21 protein-coding genes are annotated in these 14,830 nt (G+C 61.0%); 11 read left to right on the top strand and 10 right to left on the bottom strand.

The features are described 5' to 3' along the window. Positions 1 to 32: 32 nt before the first annotated feature. Positions 33 to 284, bottom strand: coding sequence for a zinc-finger domain-containing protein (locus IG169_RS21550; protein WP_193178323.1), 252 nt, complete (start codon positions 282 to 284; stop codon positions 33 to 35). A 145-nt stretch (positions 285 to 429) separates the two neighbouring features. Between IG169_RS21550 and IG169_RS21545 the strand changes: the two genes are divergently transcribed. The 3 genes from IG169_RS21545 to IG169_RS21535 all read left to right on the top strand — a co-directional run bounded on the left by IG169_RS21545 (position 430) and on the right by IG169_RS21535 (position 2,445). Next, positions 430 to 1,188: an alpha/beta fold hydrolase gene (locus IG169_RS21545; protein WP_193178322.1), complete on the top strand. Its 759-nt coding sequence runs from the start codon at positions 430 to 432 to the stop codon at positions 1,186 to 1,188. A 104-nt stretch (positions 1,189 to 1,292) separates the two neighbouring features. After that, on the top strand, positions 1,293 to 2,114 hold the full coding sequence (gene cysE / locus IG169_RS21540; RefSeq protein WP_193178321.1) for a serine O-acetyltransferase: 822 nt from the start codon (positions 1,293 to 1,295) through the stop codon (positions 2,112 to 2,114). Between the two features lie 118 nt (positions 2,115 to 2,232). Then, positions 2,233 to 2,445, top strand: a complete 213-nt coding sequence (locus IG169_RS21535) for a DUF3126 family protein (RefSeq protein ID WP_193178320.1) — start codon at positions 2,233 to 2,235, stop codon at positions 2,443 to 2,445. 1 nt (position 2,446) lies between these two features. Here IG169_RS21535 and IG169_RS21530 read toward each other — a convergent pair whose 3' ends face one another. Further along, entirely contained in the window at positions 2,447 to 3,199 is a 753-nt protein-coding gene (locus tag IG169_RS21530; RefSeq protein WP_193178319.1) for a hypothetical protein, read from the bottom strand. 144 nt (positions 3,200 to 3,343) lie between these two features. Between IG169_RS21530 and IG169_RS21525 the strand changes: the two genes are divergently transcribed. Further along, positions 3,344 to 3,607, top strand: a complete 264-nt coding sequence (locus tag IG169_RS21525; RefSeq protein WP_193178318.1) for a hypothetical protein — start codon at positions 3,344 to 3,346, stop codon at positions 3,605 to 3,607. A 59-nt stretch (positions 3,608 to 3,666) separates the two neighbouring features. Beyond that, on the top strand, positions 3,667 to 4,200 hold the full coding sequence (locus IG169_RS21520) for a gamma carbonic anhydrase family protein (RefSeq protein WP_193178317.1): 534 nt from the start codon (positions 3,667 to 3,669) through the stop codon (positions 4,198 to 4,200). Between the two features lie 113 nt (positions 4,201 to 4,313). Here IG169_RS21520 and IG169_RS21515 read toward each other — a convergent pair whose 3' ends face one another. From IG169_RS21515 to IG169_RS21505, 3 genes are all read right to left on the bottom strand, one after another. Next, positions 4,314 to 4,916, bottom strand: a complete 603-nt coding sequence (locus IG169_RS21515; protein WP_193178316.1) for a transglutaminase-like cysteine peptidase — start codon at positions 4,914 to 4,916, stop codon at positions 4,314 to 4,316. 276 nt (positions 4,917 to 5,192) lie between these two features. Continuing rightward, the gene (locus tag IG169_RS21510; RefSeq protein WP_193178315.1) at positions 5,193 to 5,792 is read right to left on the bottom strand and encodes a PilZ domain-containing protein; all 600 of its coding nucleotides are present in this window, start codon (positions 5,790 to 5,792) and stop codon (positions 5,193 to 5,195) included. Between the two features lie 117 nt (positions 5,793 to 5,909). Continuing rightward, complete coding sequence (locus tag IG169_RS21505; protein ID WP_193178314.1) at positions 5,910 to 6,728, bottom strand: PAS domain-containing protein; 819 nt, start codon at positions 6,726 to 6,728, stop codon at positions 5,910 to 5,912. Between the two features lie 89 nt (positions 6,729 to 6,817). Between IG169_RS21505 and IG169_RS21500 the strand changes: the two genes are divergently transcribed. Together IG169_RS21500 and IG169_RS21495 are read left to right on the top strand one after the other, a co-directional pair. After that, a complete protein-coding gene (locus tag IG169_RS21500; RefSeq protein WP_246717492.1) occupies positions 6,818 to 7,621 on the top strand; it encodes a rhomboid family intramembrane serine protease in 804 nt (267 codons plus the stop codon). A 70-nt stretch (positions 7,622 to 7,691) separates the two neighbouring features. Then, entirely contained in the window at positions 7,692 to 8,123 is a 432-nt protein-coding gene (locus IG169_RS21495; protein ID WP_193178313.1) for a CBS domain-containing protein, read from the top strand. Positions 8,124 to 8,138: 15 nt separating this feature from the next. On the opposite strand, the gene IG169_RS21490 is transcribed toward IG169_RS21495, so the two are convergent. The 3 genes from IG169_RS21490 to folE form a co-directional block, all read right to left on the bottom strand. Next, the gene (locus IG169_RS21490) at positions 8,139 to 9,101 is read right to left on the bottom strand and encodes a patatin-like phospholipase family protein (RefSeq protein ID WP_193178312.1); all 963 of its coding nucleotides are present in this window, start codon (positions 9,099 to 9,101) and stop codon (positions 8,139 to 8,141) included. 80 nt (positions 9,102 to 9,181) lie between these two features. Further along, positions 9,182 to 9,652, bottom strand: a complete 471-nt coding sequence (hisI, locus tag IG169_RS21485) for a phosphoribosyl-AMP cyclohydrolase (RefSeq protein ID WP_193178311.1) — start codon at positions 9,650 to 9,652, stop codon at positions 9,182 to 9,184. Between the two features lie 31 nt (positions 9,653 to 9,683). Further along, complete coding sequence (gene folE / locus IG169_RS21480; RefSeq protein WP_193178310.1) at positions 9,684 to 10,325, bottom strand: GTP cyclohydrolase I FolE; 642 nt, start codon at positions 10,323 to 10,325, stop codon at positions 9,684 to 9,686. A 229-nt stretch (positions 10,326 to 10,554) separates the two neighbouring features. Between folE and IG169_RS21475 the strand changes: the two genes are divergently transcribed. From IG169_RS21475 to IG169_RS21460, 4 genes are all read left to right on the top strand, one after another. Next, complete coding sequence (locus IG169_RS21475) at positions 10,555 to 10,998, top strand: iron-sulfur cluster assembly scaffold protein (protein WP_193178309.1); 444 nt, start codon at positions 10,555 to 10,557, stop codon at positions 10,996 to 10,998. Positions 10,999 to 11,002: 4 nt separating this feature from the next. After that, positions 11,003 to 11,305 carry a membrane protein insertion efficiency factor YidD gene (gene yidD, locus IG169_RS21470; RefSeq protein WP_193178308.1) on the top strand — a complete coding sequence of 101 codons (303 nt, stop codon included), beginning with the start codon at positions 11,003 to 11,005 and terminating at the stop codon, positions 11,303 to 11,305. 135 nt (positions 11,306 to 11,440) lie between these two features. Then, positions 11,441 to 12,853: a magnesium transporter gene (mgtE, locus tag IG169_RS21465; RefSeq protein WP_193178307.1), complete on the top strand. Its 1,413-nt coding sequence runs from the start codon at positions 11,441 to 11,443 to the stop codon at positions 12,851 to 12,853. A 114-nt stretch (positions 12,854 to 12,967) separates the two neighbouring features. Further along, positions 12,968 to 13,354 carry a MerR family transcriptional regulator gene (locus tag IG169_RS21460; protein ID WP_193178306.1) on the top strand — a complete coding sequence of 129 codons (387 nt, stop codon included), beginning with the start codon at positions 12,968 to 12,970 and terminating at the stop codon, positions 13,352 to 13,354. 9 nt (positions 13,355 to 13,363) lie between these two features. Here the strand turns inward: IG169_RS21460 and IG169_RS21455 are convergent, their stop codons facing one another. Together IG169_RS21455 and IG169_RS21450 are read right to left on the bottom strand one after the other, a co-directional pair. Beyond that, positions 13,364 to 13,852, bottom strand: coding sequence for a methyltransferase family protein (locus tag IG169_RS21455; RefSeq protein ID WP_193178305.1), 489 nt, complete (start codon positions 13,850 to 13,852; stop codon positions 13,364 to 13,366). Next, entirely contained in the window at positions 13,842 to 14,801 is a 960-nt protein-coding gene (locus IG169_RS21450; protein ID WP_193178304.1) for a heparan-alpha-glucosaminide N-acetyltransferase, read from the bottom strand. The genes IG169_RS21455 and IG169_RS21450 overlap by 11 nt, the downstream gene beginning before the upstream one ends. Positions 14,802 to 14,830 lie beyond the last annotated feature (29 nt).

Genomic DNA, 14,830 nt, shown 5'->3' with positions numbered 1-14,830 from the left:
TGCCCGGGATTCTGCGATTCAAGCCGTTCCCGTTACGCAACCGAGCGTGCGGCTTCGAGCAGGCAGCCTTCTGGCAGGGTTTCTTCGGCGCCCAGCTTGTCGTTGTAGACATAGAGCGTCGAGCAATAGGGGCATACCTTCTCGTTCTCGTCGCCCATGTCGAGAAACACATGCGGGTGATCGAACGGCGGATTGGCCCCGACGCACATGAACTCCTTGACGCCGATTTCGATGCGGGCATGTCCGGCGTCGTTCTGGAAATGGGGCGTTGCGTGGCCTGCCATCGGTAAATCCTGTTTCAAATGTCTTGTCTTGCAGCCGGATAACCGGCCGTTTCGGCACTGCACACTAGCGTCTTGGCAACGGAATTGGTAGCCAGTCGGCACCAAAATTGACACATCTTGAGCACATCCGAAGACCGAGCGCGCCATGCCCAGTTTCCAACACGACACATTGAACCTCGCTTATTTCGACGAGGGCGATCCTTCCGGCGAGCCGGTCCTGCTGATCCACGGTTTTGCCTCCAGCAAGACCGTGAACTGGATCGGTCCCGGCTGGCTGAAGACGCTTGGCGATGCCGGATACCGCGTGATCGCGATCGACAATCGCGGTCATGGCGACAGCGACAAGCCGCATGACTCCGAAGCCTACACGCCGGACAAAATGGCCGGCGACGCGGTAGCGCTCCTCGAGCATCTCGGGATTCCGGACGCCCATGTCATGGGCTATTCCATGGGCGCGCGCATTTCCGCCTTCATGGCGCTGGCGGCGCCGCAGACCGTGCGCTCGCTCGTTTTCGGCGGGCTTGGCATCGGTATGGTCGAGGGCGTCGGCGGTTGGGAAGGGATCGCCGAGGGGTTGCTCGCGGATTCCCTCGATCTGGTCACCGACCAGCGCGCCCGTGCGTTCCGGATGTTCGCCGAGCAGACCGGCAGCGACCGCGTCGCGCTGGCCGCCTGTATCAGGTCGTCGCGCGTGAAGCTGACGCCGGACCAGGTGGCGCAAATCGAAGCGCCCACGCTCATCGCTGTCGGCACCAAGGACGATATAGCCGGATCGCCGCAGCAACTCGCGGCACTCATGCCACATGCCCGGGTGGTGGACATTCCCGGCCGGGACCACATGCTGGCGGTCGGCGACCGTGTCTTCAAGCAGGCGGTGCTCGAGTTTCTTTCAAGCCGGGCTTAACCTCTGAATCAGTATTTTTGACGAAGAATTGACTGCGCTTCGTTTAAAACGGGGCGCGAATGCGCTATCTACAAGCGAACAAGATCCCGATGTTGGAGACCAGCATGGCACAGCAACGCAATTATGCATCGCCGAAACAGGTCGAAGCGCTCGATCCTATCTGGCATGCCGTCCGCGAAGATGCCGAAGCAGCCATTGCCAAGGATCGTGCGCTTGGCGCCTTCATGCTGTCGACCGTCCTGAACCAGCCGACGCTGGAAGAGGCGGTCATTCACCGGATTTCCGAACGGCTCGACCACCCGGACCTTGGCGCCGACCTCCTGCGGCAGTCGTTCCGCTCCATGCTGCACGACGATCCTTCGTGGAGCGAAATCGTGCGCGTCGACATGCAGGCGGTCTATGACCGCGATCCGGCATGCACGCGGTTCATCGAGCCGCTGCTCTATTTCAAGGGATTTCACGCGATCCAGACCCACCGTCTGGCCCACTGGCTTCTCAAGCAGGGGCGTCTCGATTTCGCGCTCTATCTGCAGAGCCGGTCGTCCGCCGTCTTCCAGACCGATATCAATCCGGTCGCGCGCATAGGCAAGGGCATCTTCCTCGATCACGCCACCGGATTGGTCGTCGGGGAAACCGCGGTGATCGGCGACAACGTCTCCATCCTTCACTCGGTGACGCTCGGCGGTACCGGCAAGGAAGGCAGCGATCGCCATCCCAAGATCGGAGATGGCGTTTTGATCGGCGCGGGTTCGAAAATCCTGGGCAATATCAGGATCGGCAATTGCAGCAAGGTCGCCGCCGGTTCCGTTGTGCTGAAGGACGTGCCGCCGTCGATGACCGTTGCGGGCGTGCCGGCGCGCGTCGTCGGCGGATCCGGCTGCAGCGAGCCGTCACGCGCGATGGATCAGCTGCTCGAATCCGACTGACGCGCGGCAATCATTCAAAACGATGCGGAATGGGGTCGCGGGCTTGCGCTCGCGCGCCAATCATGTTTTGCCATCGCCCACAGGACGCAAACGATAATCGCAAACAGGGAGCCTGTCCGTGACATCCGAAGAAGTGACGAAACTTACGCGTTTTTTCCAGAAAACCTTCGGAAATGCGTCTCTTGCGGTCAAACCGCGCCCGCGGATCGCCGATTCGGTCGAGCTCTATGTCGGCGATGAATTTCTCGGGATCGTTACGCGAATCGAGGACGAGGGCGAGGTTTCCTATGACCTGTCCATGTCCATCCTGGACATCGACCTCGAAGACTAGATCAGCCGCCCGTCTTGATCAGCAGCCCGTCGAGGAAGGCGGGCAGTGCCGTGTTGAGCTTCTGCCAATCGCCCAGAAGCCTCTCCGGGAAGCGGATCTGCGCCGTCAGTGTCTCGCCGAAATGGATGTCCGTTTCGCAAGGCGCGAGAATGACCTGTGACGTGGCGTCTACGTCCTGGCATCGCACGACGAAACGCCTTCCCGTGCGCAGATCCGGCGCGCTGTAGACCAGACGCTCGTTGATATATCCATGTTCCTGGGACAGCGCGATCGCCTTCAGGCCGCGATCGAGGTCAGTCGCCGCCCCCGTCATCACGTTCCTGTAGACGGGGTCGAACCGGCCGGCCATGTCCCGCGTGGTCGCCCGCGGCATGATCGAGATGAAGATGATCGAGTTCGTCTTCGGTTCGACATCGTTGAATGCCGTGGCGAGATCGTCCCGAAATCCCGAAAGCGTCGGCCAATACAGATAGAGGTCGATCCGATTCTCCGCGCCCGTGTGGCGCTGTTCCTGCTTGCGGATCGTGTTCGCCGGCACCGAAAGGGAATCATTGCCGATCGCGATCTCGAAATGCTCGGTTGACGAGGTGTGGCCGGCGCGGACCAGCGAGCGGCCATAAAGCTTTCCGGCGATCAGGATGGCGACCGAGAGAAAGGCGAGAATCCCGAAGCCGATGAAAAGCCGGATGGCCAGGCCGGGGAGACCTTTCCTGATATCGAACCGTTCGTCGGCGCTTGCTGTGGCTGCTGGCATTTTTCCGTCGCACTGGCCCGGTTTGGCACAGATTTTCTGGCATCGAATGTGCATCACTCGATACGCGTTTGGTAAACATTTGGTAAATCGGGGGTGGGTTCGATGGTTGCGTTCATGGTTTTTGTCACGGGAGCGGCGGTTGCGATGGCGCTGTTCCATCTTGTTCGCGCGGTGATCGGCTTCACGCCGGGCTTCAACCGCGAAACCCTGGACGAAATCGGCATGGCCGCTGCCTTCGCCGTTTTTTGTGGGGCAGGGCCTGTCCTGCTTGTTCGCGCTCTTGAAACGGCCGAGCCGGTCAACGTGGCGCAATCGCTGCGCAACACCCTCGTGTTTACGTTTCTCATCCTGGTCTGGACGGGCGCGCTTGGCGTACTCGCCGTGGAAAGCGCCCGCGCGGTCTTGTAGGACACGCGCTCAGCAGGCACTTTCGTCCGGTGATCCTGTCAAACCGGAATTGTATCGAAATGGCACTCTATGAACTTGATGGCGCAACGCCGGAAACTAAAGGCGGAGGACCGGCTTTCGTCGCCGCGGACGCCAGCGTGATCGGCAAGGTGACGCTCGGCGAGGACAGCGGTGTCTGGTTCGGTTGCGTCTTGCGCGGCGACAATGAACGCATAACTATCGGCGCGCGCACGAACGTGCAGGAACATTGTGTCATGCACACCGACATGGGCTTTCCGCTCGATATCGGCGAAGGCTGCACGATCGGTCACCGGGCCATGCTGCATGGCTGCACGATTGGCGACAACAGCCTGATAGGCATCGGGGCGATCGTCCTGAACGGCGCCCGTATCGGTAATAACTGCCTCGTAGGCGCAGGCGCTCTGGTAACGGAAGGCAAGGAATTTCCCGACGGCAGCCTGATCATCGGCACGCCGGCACGAGCCGTGCGCAGCCTCGACGACAAGGCTATCGCGGCGCTGCGGGAATCGGCCGAGCATTATGTTGAGAACGCGAAGCGATTCGCTGCCGGGCTGACGCGGCAACCGGATTGATATCTTCCCAAACAGAAGAGCCGGCCATCAGGGATGGCCGGCTCCTGTGACCCGGTCGTTGGGGATGGGATGGTTTGGGGACTCGACCGGGGACCTGAATTTCTCCTGAACGCCTACCGCACCTGGGCGACGCTGTTGCGTTCGTCGATGATATCGACCCACTTGCCGGCGTTACTCGTGGATTGCCGCTTGAGGTAGTGATACCGGGTGTCGCGCCAGTCCATGACCGCGCCGACGAGATTGTCGAGAATGAAGTCGCCGTGATCCGTCCGCACGGTCAGCACCGCATGGCCGTCGCCATTGGGCTGGAGCACCACGGTGATCAGCAGATTGGAGGGCTTGAAGCCGGCCGCGATCAGGTCGTGGCGCTTCAGCAGTACATAGTCTTCGCAGTCGCCATACTTGACCGGATAGGACCAGATTTCCTCGCGGCCCCACATCTGCATGTCGGTGCGCGGCGTGATCGTGGCGTTGACCACGGCATTGATCCGGACCATCGTCCTCCAGGACGCTTCGGTCAGGCGGTCGGGTTCCACATTATTTCCCGTCGCGCGGCACTCGTCGGGAACCTTCTGGCAGAATTCGTAATGCCCGATCGGCTGGCTCGTATAGCGGCCGACCTTCATCGGTGTGGCGGCAGATGCGGTGCTTGCCATCAAGGCCGATGCCGCCAGTCCGGTTAAAACAGAATGCGTATATTTCTTGAATTTTCGCATGCCATCGTCTCCCCAATGGAGGCGATCATGGCACGCAATATTTTAGTTATAGCGAAATGCGAGCAGTAGATTTAATGCAAGACAGAGTATAAATATTCGAAAAGACTATACATACTTGAATAGAATTTGAATGGAAGTTTTCTAAAATTTTCCGGAAATCCGGGTAGGCGCGCAGCGCGTGGCCCACACGCGTTATCTCCGGCCCGGCAAATGGATGCCCAAAAAAAGCACCCCGTTTGCACGAGGCGCTTTTGTCCGAAACCCGGAGAGATGACCTTAGCCGAGATATTGCTTGAGAGATTCGCGCCGTTGAACGACCGCAAATTCGACTGCGATACCGTCGTCGAAATGGCGCACGACCTGGCCGCGCATGTTCCCGAGCGTGACCTGTGTGCCGATGGCCGGCCGAACACCGATCTCGACGGCTGCACCGGAGAGCGAAAGGTCGATGATGCGGCAACGGTATTGACGGCCGTCTTCGAGTGACAGCACGCCCGCCGGATTGCGCGGTGCGATGCGCTCGTGGCGGCGATCTTCCGGCAGATCGAGCTCATGCTTGTTGGCGAGCCATGTCAGCTGTGCGGCGAGTTTGGCCTTTTTACGCGGCGTCGTATTGAGCTCGAGCGCGAAACCTTCCGGCATGATTCGGGAGACGACGCCCTCGATACGGCCAATGTGATCGACATAGGCGATGACGCGCTCGCCGATCTGCGCCGCGCCCTCGGTGGCCAGAAAGGCGCTGCCCGGCGACATGTCGGTGACCTGGCATCGGTGTTCGGAACGATCGGACAGCATCAGCCGCCCATGCAGCAGTACCTTGACCCTTTGGTACTGGCGGCGGTCGTGTTCGTAATCTGTTTGCTGTGCGCCGAGCATCTGCGGTCAGTCCGGTTGGTCTGAAATATGCACGGAGCATAGGGCTCGGCTGGTTAACGGGCGGTTATTGGTCCGTCGATTTCGCCGCCCGTTTTATAGCGCGAATTGCCCTATCGATTACTTCTTGCCGCCGTCGAGGACGCGGAACGCGCGTAGCACCCTTTTCGGAGCGGATAATCCCATGCCGCTCAGCACGTGAAGCCCGTTCACGGAAGGGCGGCCGCTATCCCCGAAGCGTTGCCGGACAGGCACGGATGGCCGGCTTTGCAGGAAGACGAGGTCTGCCTTCGGGTCCATGTAGCGAATGCCACGAAGCTCCAGTTCCGCTGCCTCCGCGCCGATCCAGTATGGCGTCGTCGCTGTTGTGGCGATCCCGAGGATCCTTGTCCTGTCGTCGACGAGCGGCAGCAGCGCGACCTCCGCAGGTACGCTGCCACCGTCGCGCCGGCGCGCAATCGCGTCCAGCACCACGACGGAATCGCCACGCTCGACCGCATTCAGGATCTTGATCAGCGATGTGCGGTCTTCCTGACGGAACAGTCCCGAAAAAGGGCGACCTTTCAATTCCTTGCAGCTCAATGCGCAGAGTCGCGTGCCGGCCAGGCGAAAAACGATCTCGCCGCCGGCATTCCGTTCCAGCAGCATGACCGACGGCAACAGCCGCCCCAGCGCGGCAGGCGCGATCTCCGAACGGAGAGGGGCGTCGCGATCCGCCCTTATCTCGTTCCAGTATTTATATAGTTCAATCGTGTCCTTATGGCGCATGACCCAGCCTGCCTTCATCCCCGACGCCGCTCTCCTGTGCCGGATTGGCACAGGTGGGCGGAATTCCATCGTCTGCCGGGAAAAGGCGCAGATTCCGGGCCAGTTGAGACTGCGGTCCGGGATTAAGGTTAACAAATGGTTTCCGTTGCGGGCCGGCGGCTGCTCTGCCAAGATTTGGACAACGGAGCCTCCGGTTCCACAGCACACAGCATAATTCAGGGGATGGGGCAGGGGACCCACCGGGCCATTCAAGCTTTTGCTTGAATGGCCTTCTTTTTTGCCGATTATCACGGCATGCGATTCAAGCCCCTCTCATGACCACACCGTCAGACCCGACCGACCCGCAGCAAACGGCGCGCCCTGCCGAGGGATTCGAGCAGCACCGCCCACCGGTTTTCAACCTTCATGGTGCGATCGTCGCGCTGTCGCTCCTTTGTATCGGCGTGCAAGTGCTGCGGGGGTTTCTGTCTCGCGACGCCGATACCTGGCTTCTGGTCGAGACCGCCTTTTTCCCGATCCGTTATTCGCCGCAAATTCTGACGCTTGATTTTCCGACGGTCTTTTCGCCGATCACCTATGCATTCCTGCATGGCGGCTGGGTTCATCTGACGATCAATATCGTCTGGCTCGCCGTGTTCGGGTCGCCGCTGGCCTACCGTATCGGCTGGACGCGCAGTATTGCCTTTTGGGTCGTGACCGCGGCTTTTGCGGCATTGGCTCACCTCCTGGTCTATTTCGGCGATCAGGTCCCGGTAATCGGTGCGTCGGGAGCGGTATCGGGCTTCATGGGGGCGGCCGCCCGATTTGGCCTGCGCGCCAACCGGCGCCATCCGCGCCGGGGGTTCGACGGCCCGCTATTGTCGATCCCGGAAACGTTACGCGCACGCGGCGTCGTTCCGTTTCTCCTTGTCTGGATCGGCATGAACGTCGTCATTGGCTTGAACATCTTCGATCAGCAGGGGGCTCCGATAGCCTGGGAAGCGCATATCGGCGGTCTCCTCGCCGGCTTCTTCCTGATCCCGATCTTCGACCGCCGGCGCTCTGCCGTGCCTGACCAAAGGTAACCCATTCTTGCAAAACTCCGCCTTGCAGAGCATGCTGTCAGGTGGGGGAAGCAAGGAGGAAGCTGCGCTCATGATGGTCAAGCAAATACTCGCCGATAAGGGTACCGTTGTCTTTACGTTGCCTCTGGAGTCGACCGGCATGGATGCCGTCGACGCCTTGGCAAAGCACAATATCGGCGCGCTCATCGTTGCGTCGCCGGACATGGTCATCAAGGGTATCCTGTCGGAACGCGATGTTGTCCGGGCGATATGGAATAAAGGTCCGGCGGCCCTGGACAGGCCGGTCGCCGAACTGATGACGGCCAAGGTGCGCACCTGCACCGAGGAATCGACGGTTCTCGAAGTGATGGAACTGATGACGGAAGGACGTTTCCGCCATTTGCCGGTGGAACGTGACGGCAAGCTCATCGGAGTCGTTTCCATTGGCGACATCGTCAAGCGGCGCATTCAGGATATCGAACGCGAAGCAGAGGAAATCCGCTCCTATATCGCCTCGGCCTGACCAAAACCGCCGGATTTAGACGAGGGCGACCAGCCGCTGCAGGTCGTGCAGGCGGTCCATCGTGGCTTCATAGCCGCGATCGATCGCTTCCGATGCGCGGTGAAAATCGGCAAGTCCGATATCTGAAAGCCGCGGGTGCAATGAGTAGTCGGGCGGGTCGCCCGCCAGCCGCGCCCGCGAAATGCGATCCTGGATGATATTGTAGGATTCGACCATGACACCCGAAATGCCGAGCCGCACCGGATGCGACGGCGGCTTGCGATGGGTTTGCTTGGCGCTGTCGTCGGTGGCCCGCACGTTCATTTCGGCGCGCGGCGCCCCGTGCTTGACCACGCCGGAACGGCCGAAAAGGTCGTAGTTGAGATTGACCGCGACGACGCGCGGCTGTTCGTGGGCGCGGCAGACCGACACCGGGACGGGATTGACCAGCGCACCGTCCACGAGCACCTTGCCGTTGCACTCGACCGGTTCGAAAATGCCCGGAAGCGAATAGGACGCGCGCATCGCGGCGATGAGATCGCCATGCGTCAGCCAGATTTCATGGCCGGTCGCGATTTCCGTGGCGACCGCGACATAGGTTTTCGGCAAATCCTCGATCTGCACATCGTGCATGTGGGATTCCAACTCGCGGTTGAGACGCGTTCCGCCGAACAGGCCGCTTCCCGCGAACTGGATATCGAGCAGGCCAAGCATCCGCCGCCGGCTCAGGGAGCGCGCGAAGCGCTCGAGCTCGTTCAGTTTGCCCGCGAGATAGCAGCCGCCGACAAGCGCGCCGATCGACGTGCCGGCAATCATCTCGATCTCGATGCCGGCTTCGTCGAGCGCATAGAGGACGCCGATATGCGCCCAACCGCGCGCCGCGCCGCCGCCAAGCGCCAGTGCGATCGCGTTCTTGCGCTCCGGCGCAGGCGAATCGCCCGGCATGTCGGGCGGATCGGTCACAACGGCCTTGCGCCGGGAAAATGCGGCTAACTGCATGACAGGTCGACAAGCCCCCAATCGTTGAATGTACGAGTGTGGGACAGATTAGTGTCAAATCAGTGAATTCGTAAACGCCTTCATGCCCCGCCGCCATAGACGGCTGAGGGATCGAAGCGCGGCTGGTCGGCCGCGTCGGTAACCAGCCGGGTCTGCCCGTCGGGACCGGTTTCGACAATCCGGTAGAAGCAGCTGTGCCGGCCGGTATGGCAATTCGCGCCATCGCCCGCCGTCTCGACTTTCAGGAGAACGCAATCCTGATCGCAATCGACGCGGATCTCCTTGACCGACTGCATGTTTCCGGACGTTTCGCCCTTCTTCCATATCGCCTGGCGCGAGCGTGACCAGTAATGCGCGATCCCGGTTTCGATCGTTAGGCGAAGCGCCTCGGCATTCATGTGCGCGACCATCACGACCGTATTGTCGCCGGCATCGACGGCGACTGCGGTCACGAGGCCGTCGGCGTTGAAGCGGGGCGTCAGCAGGTTGCCCGTTTCCAGTTCGGATTTCGGGCCAGGCGGTGGGAATGGTTGTGTCGAAATGTCGGTCATGAGGCGGCTCTACGCCGCCTCGGCGCGGCGATCAAGCCGCCCCGCTGCTCCGGATCATCGAGATGAAGCGCGCCTGTTCGCCGGGATCGTTCTTGAAACTGCCGGTGAAGGTTGTCGTGATAGTGGTCGAACCCTGCTTGCGGATGCCGCGCATCGCCATGCACATGTGTTCGGCTTCCACCATCACGGCGACGCCGCGCGGCGACAACGCATCGTTGATCGTGCCGGCGATCTGAGCAGTGATCGATTCCTGGGTCTGCAGGCGCTGGGCGAAGATATCGACGACGCGGGCGATCTTCGACAGGCCGAGCACCCGGCCGTCCGGCAGATAGGCGACATGCGCCTTGCCGATGATCGGCACCATGTGGTGTTCGCAATGCGAGTGAAAGGCGATATCCTTGACGAGCACGATATCGTCATAGCCGGCGACCTCCTCGAAGGTGCGTCCGAGGACTTCGTGCGGATCCATGTCGTAGCCGGAAAACATCTCGCGATAGGCCTTCGCCACGCGCTGCGGGGTTTCAATCAGCCCTTCGCGCTCCGGGTCGTCGCCGGCCCACAGCAAGAGGGTGCGAACCGCCGCTTCGGCTTCTTCCTGCGTCGGGCGCTTGCGTTTTTCGGTCGCGCGATCGTCTTCCTGTGACTTCGGAAAAGAGCTCACAATGGCATCCATCAAGGTGTCTCCCGTAGTTCCGGTCTGATTACGCCGGAACGAGTTAAACGGACCACTGGCATATTAATAAACCGGCAATTGCGGTTTCTTGGTCAACGGCAGGCGGCATATGCCTTGTTCCTGCACACTTGTAAAACATATATGGTATTTGAGACCGGAAAACAGGTCCTGCAAACGCAAGACCGCCGCGAAACAGGTTTCGACAGGCTGACGGAACGCGGAGCGCATTGTGATCGACGATATCTATAACGCGAAAATCCTGGAATTTGCGGGCAATATCCCGCGCACGACGCGGCTCGCCGATCCGGACGCCTCGGCAAAGGCCCATTCGAAACTGTGCGGATCGACGGTCACCATCGATCTGAAGATGGATGGCGACACGGTCGTCGATTACGGCCAGGAAGTGAAAGCCTGCGCGCTGGGGCAGGCGTCCTCGTCGATCATGGCGCAGAACATCATCGGCGCGAGCGCGCAGGAATTGCGCGACGTGCGCGAACAGATGATCGCGATGCTGAAATCCAATGGGCCGGCTCCGACCGGGCGTTTCGCCGACCTGCAATATCTGATGCCGGTCCGCGACTACCGCGCCCGTCACGCGTCGACATTGCTGGTCTTCGACGCGGTCGTCGATGCCCTCGACCAGATCGCCGAACAGCGCGCGAGCGCGGCCTGACGCCATGTGCGCGGAACACAGCCACGATCATCGAACGGTCCCGTCACCGAGAAGCCGAAACTGGCAGGGAAAATGGCCGAAAACGCCCGGACGGCTGCTCGGGACATCGCTGATCCGGCTCTACCAGCTGACCCTGTCCGGCTTCATCGGCAACAATTGCCGGCATATCCCGACCTGTTCCGAATACGGTTACGAGGCGATTGCCCGTCATGGCCTGGTCGCGGGCAGCTGGCTGACGCTGAAACGGGTGGCGCGCTGCGGCCCCGGCGGCACCTGCGGAATCGACAACGTTCCCGAGAAACTCTGAACGGCCTCCCGCCTGGCGGGATATCGTCTGACTGGCGCCGCCGAAAAAACCGGCATGAATGGGGCCGGTGGCAATTGTATTTTCATTACAGCAGTTTAACTGTGGGGCTGCGCAGCAGGGCGATGGAGCACATCGGTGACCGAGACGCAGACGTCACAGACCGAGGGGCCGAGCGAGGCTTTCACCGCTGACATTTACAGCGATGACGGCTCGATCCGTGCCGACTTTCTCGACCACATCATTTCGTGCATCGCCTCGAAGGATGTGGAGACGCTGGCCTATGCGGTCGCCAATCTGCACGAATCCGAACTCGGCGATGTCATCGAGGCGCTCGATAGCGAGGACCGCCGCGAACTGGTGATTCTGCTCGGCGACCGGTTCGACTTCTCCGCCCTGACCGAGGTCGATGAAGCGATCCGGATGGACATCATCGATGCCCTGCCGAACGATCAGATCGCAAACGCCGTCCAGGCACTCGATTCCGACGATGCGGTCTACATCCTGGAGGACCTCGAGGAGGAGGACCAGGCGGAGATCCTGGCGAAGCTTCCGTTTACCGAACGGATCAGGCTGCGCCGTTCGCTCGATTATCCGGAAGAAAGCGCCGGCCGGCGCATGCAGACCGAGTTCGTTGCCGTGCCGCCTTATTGGTCGGTCGGTCAGACGATCGACTACCTGCGCGACAGCGAGGACCTGCCGCACACCTTCGCCCAGATATTCGTTATCGACCCGACATTCCATCTCGTTGGCGCGATCGACCTCGACCAGATTCTGCGCGCGCCGCGCCCGGTCAAGGTCGAGGAGATCATGCACGAGACGCGGCACGCGATTCCGGCCGAGATGGACCAGGAGGAAGCCGCCCAGATCTTCGAGCGATACGACCTTCTGTCGGCCGCCGTCGTCGACGAGAACGAACGCCTCGTCGGTGTTCTGACCATCGATGACGTGGTCGACGTCATCCAGGAAGAGGCCGAAGAAGACCTCAAGCGCCTCGGTGGTGTCGGCGACGAGGAACTGTCGGACTCCGTGATCGAGACGACCAGGTCGCGTTTCCTCTGGTTGCTTGTCAATCTTGGCACGGCAATCCTTGCCTCACTGGTCATCGGCCTGTTCGATGCCACGATCACGCAGATGGTCGCGCTTGCGGTGCTGATGCCGATCGTCGCCTCCATGGGCGGCAACGCCGGCACACAGACGATGACGGTCGCCGTGCGCGCGCTCGCCACGCGTGACCTCGATATCTACAACGCCTCGCGCATCATTCGCCGCGAACTGACCGTCGGCTTCATCAACGGGATCGTCTTTGCCGCGGTCATCGGCGTTGTCGCGTCGCTCTGGTTCTGGAATATCTCGCTCGGCCTCGTGATCGGCATGGCGATGATCGTCAACATGGTATGTGCCGCCCTGGCGGGGATACTGATTCCCTTGCTGCTCGACCGTGTCGGCGCGGATCCGGCGATCGCGTCGGGGGTTTTCGTGACGACGGTTACCGATATCGTTGGATTCTTTGCCTTTTTGGGATTGGCAGCCTGGTGGTTTACTATCTAGAACCACGCGGGCCGGGTGCCCTGTTGCCGGGCGAATGCTCACTTATTTGACTTTTACGTAAGAGTATCTCAATCATGTACGCCTGTTGGCGCCCGATCTTGAAAGAGCCGGTGTATGCGTGACTACTACACCATTACGGAACTGACGCGGGAGTTCGGAATCTCGACGCGTACCCTGCGTTTCTACGAGGACGAGGGCCTGATCCATCCCGTCCGCCGCGGCCGTACGCGCCTTTTCCGCCCGGCCGACCGGATTCTGATCAAGCAGATCCTGCGCGGCAAGCGGCTTGGCTTCTCCATCGCCGAGATCCGCGAGATCATCCAGATGTACAAGGCGCCGCCCGGCGAAGTCGGCCAGTTGCGCACGATCATCAACAAGGCCGCCGAAAAGCGCGAGGAGTTGCGTCAGAAGCGTAAGGATATCGAGGATACGCTCGCCGAACTCGAACAGGTCGAGGAAGCCTGCCTCGGCCGCCTTGCAGAGTTGCGCGTCACCTCCTGACGGTCAGGGTCAGATCCAGCGGTTCACGCGCTTCTTGTAGTCCCGGTAGTATTTTCCGAAACGCGACTCCAGATGCTTTTCCTCGCGTTCGATCCCGAACTTCTGCGTCGCATAGGCGGCGATGAAGGCGAGCGGAAAGTACCAGACAATTCCCGAAATCATCCCGGCACCGATGACGAGCATCGTGTGGGCGACATAGACGGGATTGCGTGAGACCGCGAAGACGCCTTTGGTGACGAGGTGGTCGGACCGCCGATGCGGCATGATCGTGGTTTTGGCGCGATGCATGGTGGTCATCGCGGCGAGGTCGATTGCGAGCGCTCCGCCGATCATCAGCACGCCGATGCCGAAAAGGATCTCCGCGGCCATGCCACCGATCAGGGGAAGCGGCAGCACGAGCTCGATCAGCCAGCCGGCCACCAGGGAGAATACATAGAAAACCGGCGGCCAGGGAAACCTGTTCGGCCGGTCGGAAAAACCGTGATGTTCAGTTTCCATATATCCCCGCATCGATTGTGCATTGCTGAACGATTACAGCCACGCGCTCATCGGATTGTTGTGTGATTTCACCTTTAAATACGCTTTCGAACAACCCGTCCCGCTGAAATCGCTCCACTGCGCAGCTGCAGAAAGCTTCACAGGCCGCTTTTCCGTTTTCGGCCACGCAAGCGTGGCGGCACGATCTGAGGAAAGTCTCCTCATGCGAGACTGGGCTGACCAGTGAGAACAGGTAGACGCAGGCGATCAGGACGGGCTGGTGGACCAGATAGGTGATCAGGCTGTGCCGGCCGAGAAAACGCAAGCTTCCTGTCGCCGGGTCGGCATGCGGCGGGCGGTCCGCCAGCCAGGTCGTCAGCTTCGTGTCGACGAGAAACCGTCCGATGGCCATGCCGGCAAGAACGGCGGCGAACCAGGGAAAGACCGGCACGAAATCGTTCGAGCGCGGCGGGATCGGGGAAAGCCCGAGCCACAAGAGGGCCGGATGCGAAAAGAAATCCGATGCAGCCCACCACGGCACGCTGAACCATACCGCCGCGATTGCAGCGAGCGCGATCGCGGGCAAGCGGAGGAAGGCGAGGCCGAGCGCGCTGGCGAGCGCGATCTCGTGCAGGATTCCGAAGAATACGTAGGCGTCGGGCGTGAAGAAATAGGTGGCTACCGTGATCGCCAGGGCCGCAGCGACGACCATGCCGAACCGCTTCCAGAAGCCGTTCCAGCGAATGCCGCGGCCATGCGCCAACACGAGGCTGATGCCGACGAGAATCAGGAAGCTCGATGCGATCGTTCGCGCATACCATTTCAACGGCCCGGTTCCCGCCGTGCCCGGATCGAGATAGCCGAAAAACTCGAGATCCCAGCTGAAATGGTAGGTCGCCATGGCGACGAGGGCGATCCCGCGCGCAAGGTCGATCCACTCGATCCGCCTGCGTTTTGCAGGCTCAGCCATTGTCACCGGCGGGCAGGTTTGCGACGGGT

Source organism: Oricola nitratireducens, from assembly GCF_014904745.1.
In the GTDB taxonomy this organism is placed as follows: domain Bacteria; phylum Pseudomonadota; class Alphaproteobacteria; order Rhizobiales; family Rhizobiaceae; genus Oricola; species Oricola nitratireducens.
Note: the sequence above shows the minus strand (reverse complement) of the source record. Positions and strands in the feature narration are given on the sequence as shown.